Here is a 4,073-nt window from a genome sequence, read left to right on the forward strand (position 1 = left end):
CCCGCCGTTCCTTTAAAGCCACCCGGTCCAGCTCTTCTAAATCATCCAGCATGGCAAAATTTAAATGTTTGCCTTCTGCTTCGCCCAAATCCTTTAAACCAAATTCCAGCTTACGGACCATCTCTGTGCTTTCCTTCTCGCCAAGCTTTGCAGGAAAGTCATACTCCTGCCAGTTCCTGACCAGACGGATCCGGCTGCTTATCACTCCCGGCCGGCTGCTGTCTGTCTGTTCAAACCATCTAAGCATTGGCCTCATTTCCTTTCTTCAGTTCTCGTATCCTGTCACGGCATACGGCTGCTGCCTCATAATCTTCAAAACGAAGCGCCTCCTTAAGCTTTGCATCCCACTGGAAAATCTCTTCCTCCTGGCCGGTTGGAACGTTTTCTTTCGCCTCATCGACTGCATCCGTTCCGTCCTGCCCTGCCGGCATGTGAGCCAGCTTCTGGTATACAGGTGTTTTTCCTGTATGGATAAGGCTTCCCTGAAGCTGCTTTAAACTGTCCTCCATAAGGGGCCCAAACACACTGTAACAGTCCGCACAGCCAAATCTGCTGTCTCTTACAAACTCATCGTAAGTGGTCCCACAGGAGGGACATACGATCTGATGGAGCTTATCCGGTCCCTGGCTGGTATCCTCAATTCCCAAAAGACCTGAAAGCAGCTTGCCTAACGGGAACTCGCCGTCAAAAATAGCTGCATATACTCCAAAATCCATTTCCTTTGCGCACTGGGCGCAAAAATGGTGTTCCTTCTTCACACCATTCACCACTTCCGTATATTGAATATTTGCTTCGCGAATTTTACATCTCTCGCATAACATAATGAACCTCCAATCCAGTGATCACTCGTCCCTCTGGCTTCTTAAAAATGTCTGGAAAATCTCATCAACCAGTTGGTGGACCTCTTCACATGACACATTTTTACAGACTCCTCTTGCTAATACAACGCTCAAATCTTTACGCATCTCGTCAAGGACCCGGAGCTTATCCACGTCAAGGGACACTATGGCACCTTTACGGCGGTCCAGCTTGACAAACCCTTCCTGTTTCAGCACAGAGTACGCCTTATTTACCGTATGCATATTGATGCCTATGTTGTCGGCCATCTGGCGCACGGAAGGCAGAGGGTCACCTTCTCTTATACTTTCCGTGGCGATTCCTATGATTATCTGGTTCCGAAGCTGGATGTAAATCGCTTCATCACTGTTAAAATCAATTTGCAATAGCATTTTCTCACCATCTTTCGTTATACCTGTTATATACATAATAGCACACGATAATACTTTTTTCAATATTAAATATATGCCGGTATAAATAATCTTGTTTTTCAATTGTAATTCTATGTTATATCTTTTCTAAATTATTATACTGTCATACTTTTTTTGTATCATAATTCCAGATTTTTTTTGGGAACTGTTGTGGCAACTATTATAGCAAATTAATATCCTGTTTTCAATAGGTGTCCCGGACAGAAACCCGGACCGGGCTTTTACTTATAACGAAAGCACCTGGAAGGAAGCATATCAAATCCAGGTGCTTTCATTACTCTTATTATATTGATTTATGATCTATTCATCATCCAGGTCCATAAATTCAAAGCCATCTTCATCATTTAAGGACTCCGCCGAATCCACAGGCATGTCCTCTTTCCCGCGGCCCGGTCTTATATCCGTTTTTCCTTTCAGCTTCCCGGGGCGCTCCTCCATATGGGATGTCAGATCGCGCTCCATCTCCTCCAGGCTGGCTTCCATGATAAAATCATCCTCTTCTTCCGGCTCCGGCATACTGCCATTCACGAAATCAGGCCTGTCCAATTCCTCTTCCGGATATTCCGGTCTGATCCGGCCTCCTGCTGACTCCCGGTCAAATTCCTCTCTGCTGTACCTTTTGATTCTGCTTGCAGGTACCTCTTCTTCCGGCTCATCATAGAACCGGTCATCGGCTGCTTTCTGCTTTTTTTCTTTTTCAGAGCTGCCTTTATCCGGCCAATTGGAACCAGTTCCTTTCCCTTTCCTTATAAGAACGATAACAGCAACCAGCAAGGCAAGTGCCAATACGCTTACTGCAATCAAAATATAGAACTGCACGTGGTAATCCCTGGTGAGTTCATTGTATGTCTTCACCATTTCCACGTATTTATCATCGGAGACCCCGGAAACAAAGTATCTCTGTACGGTCTTTTCAGAAAGATCATAGCGGTAGAAATTCTTTTCTCCATTCCAGTTCATGGCATAGAAGAGGCAATATTGCGGCTCACCTTCTGATTTTACAACCCAGCCGGTCACCTGCACGCCATCGATGTCAACCTGGCGTTCGCTGAAGCCTTCCGGTATGACTGCATCTCCATCTAACGGAACAATAATAATGGCTTTGGCCGTGGTCTCAACCTGAACGAACTGAGACCACGAATCCGCACCTTCATTATATATATAGAAACCGCCGTTTCCTCCGGCATCCTTTAAGTAAAGCAGAAGAATATCTTTTTCCAATCCCTTGCCGGCCATGACTTCATTGCCTTTATACTGGTAGTTCTGAGCCTCAAAGCCTTCCGGAAGGGATGACTCATCAAAAGAGGCTGCTACGCTGTATTCGATCCCGTTTATGGTCACAGTGGCAGCCCCGAATTCAGCTTCCGCCGTCTCTCCGGTACCTTCTGTGGCAGGAACGGAATCTCCCCCTTCTGCTTTTGTAACCCGAACGGTATAATTCTTAACCGTCTGCCCGTCCTCCGCCGTTACCTTGACGACCACCTGGTTTTCTCCGGCTTTCAGACCCTTTTCCCCCTGCAGCGTTACATGGGCTCCGGCGTTGGAGGCTACTGCATTTACCACAAGATCCGTTGTATTCCCGTCAACCTCTGCGGTATAGCTGTCAACAGCCGCAGAAAACTCAGGTGTTAAAGTCCCGGGCGATATCTTCAGCGATTTCAGGGTTGCATCCTTTGAGTATGTGGCAGGCGAAGTGACCTTAACCGTTGAACTTCCCTGCTTGCTGAGAGTGAGTGCCTGGGAATCTATATCATAGATCTCCTGGGAAGTCACGCTGATCTTGGAGTTCCCCGCCTGCAAAGCCTTAAACTTCAGCGTAAAATGAAATTCTTTTTGATCGGCAGAGTCCATGGTCCCCAAAACCTTAATGGCACCTGCACCGCCATTGGCATTGGTCCCGCTGACAAACTCCAGCAGGTTCGGATCATAGGCCAGCATGATTTCCGCAGTTCCCAGCGCACTGCCGCTGGTCACCTTCATGGTTACTGTTACTTCATTCCCCACCATGACCGACGGATCGGAAAATGCTATCTTTGCGTCTGCGGCCCAGGAGTCCATCTGCCCAATGGGGCCGGCGGCCGCGATCACACCGGCCAGCATCAAACCGGCTATCAGTTTTTTCAGTTTCCTAATCATATCGTCTCCTATTTGTGTAGAACATTAAAGTCCAAGGATTTTCTTCTGCAGAAGCAGAATATCCTGGGAATTCACCTTGCCGTCTCCGTTTAGATCAGCCGCTTTCTGACCGTTTGCCGACAGGGTTTCCAGTCCAAGAATATAACGCTGCAGTTTCAGAGCATCCAGGCTGTTAACTTTTCCGTCCCCATTGATATCTCCGTTTGCATGGGAGGATGACTGGGCGGATGGATTCCCGGCTGCCTGCGTGGTACCGGGGAGTACTTCGGTTACCTGAATGGTGGTTCCCGGTCCCTGCTGCATGACTCCGGTAGAAGTCTGTACGGACATGCCGGCGGAGCCATCCGGTGCTATGGTCACATTGCTCCCTCCCGGTGTTCCTGCATCATCTCCTGCGGATGGCTTGGTTACTCCGGGACCGCCGCTGCTTCCAGGTCCGGAAGAGGTACTGCCGGAAGAACCGGTACTGGTTCCTGTCCCCACGGACGAAGAGTATGTCGGTCCGTTATTCTGGCGCACCACATGAAGAACATATTCTCTCACATTACCATTTTGTGCAGTAACTGCAATCTTTATGTCATTATTTCCGTTCTGAAGTGCAATGCTTCCGGTTCCTTTAACGGATGAAGCGGAACTTAGAGCAGATGCATTCACGGTAACATTCGATAC

General features: G+C 48.1%; 4 protein-coding genes and 1 pseudogene. All 5 read right to left on the reverse strand.

What is annotated here, in order from left to right:
- Positions 1-247: pseudogene (locus BQ9856_RS13520) on the reverse strand (ATP--guanido phosphotransferase); the annotation flags it as partial.
- Positions 240-821, reverse strand: a complete 582-nt coding sequence (locus tag BQ9856_RS13525; RefSeq protein ID WP_077611500.1) for a UvrB/UvrC motif-containing protein — start codon at positions 819-821, stop codon at positions 240-242. The gene BQ9856_RS13525 and the pseudogene BQ9856_RS13520, both read right to left, overlap by 8 nt.
- A gap of 21 nt (positions 822-842) precedes the next feature.
- Positions 843-1,229 carry a GntR family transcriptional regulator gene (locus tag BQ9856_RS13530; protein WP_077611501.1) on the reverse strand — a complete coding sequence of 129 codons (387 nt, stop codon included), beginning with the start codon at positions 1,227-1,229 and terminating at the stop codon, positions 843-845.
- Positions 1,230-1,568: 339 nt separating this feature from the next.
- Positions 1,569-3,404, reverse strand: coding sequence for a cadherin-like beta sandwich domain-containing protein (locus tag BQ9856_RS13535; protein WP_077611502.1), 1,836 nt, complete (start codon positions 3,402-3,404; stop codon positions 1,569-1,571).
- A 24-nt stretch (positions 3,405-3,428) separates the two neighbouring features.
- A partial coding sequence (locus BQ9856_RS13540; protein WP_200801311.1) for a dockerin type I repeat-containing protein occupies positions 3,429-4,073 on the reverse strand: 645 nt, incomplete at its 5' end.

The sequence above is a fragment of the Clostridium sp. Marseille-P2415 genome, assembly GCF_900155545.1.
Classification (GTDB): Bacteria; Bacillota; Clostridia; order Lachnospirales; family Lachnospiraceae; genus Lacrimispora.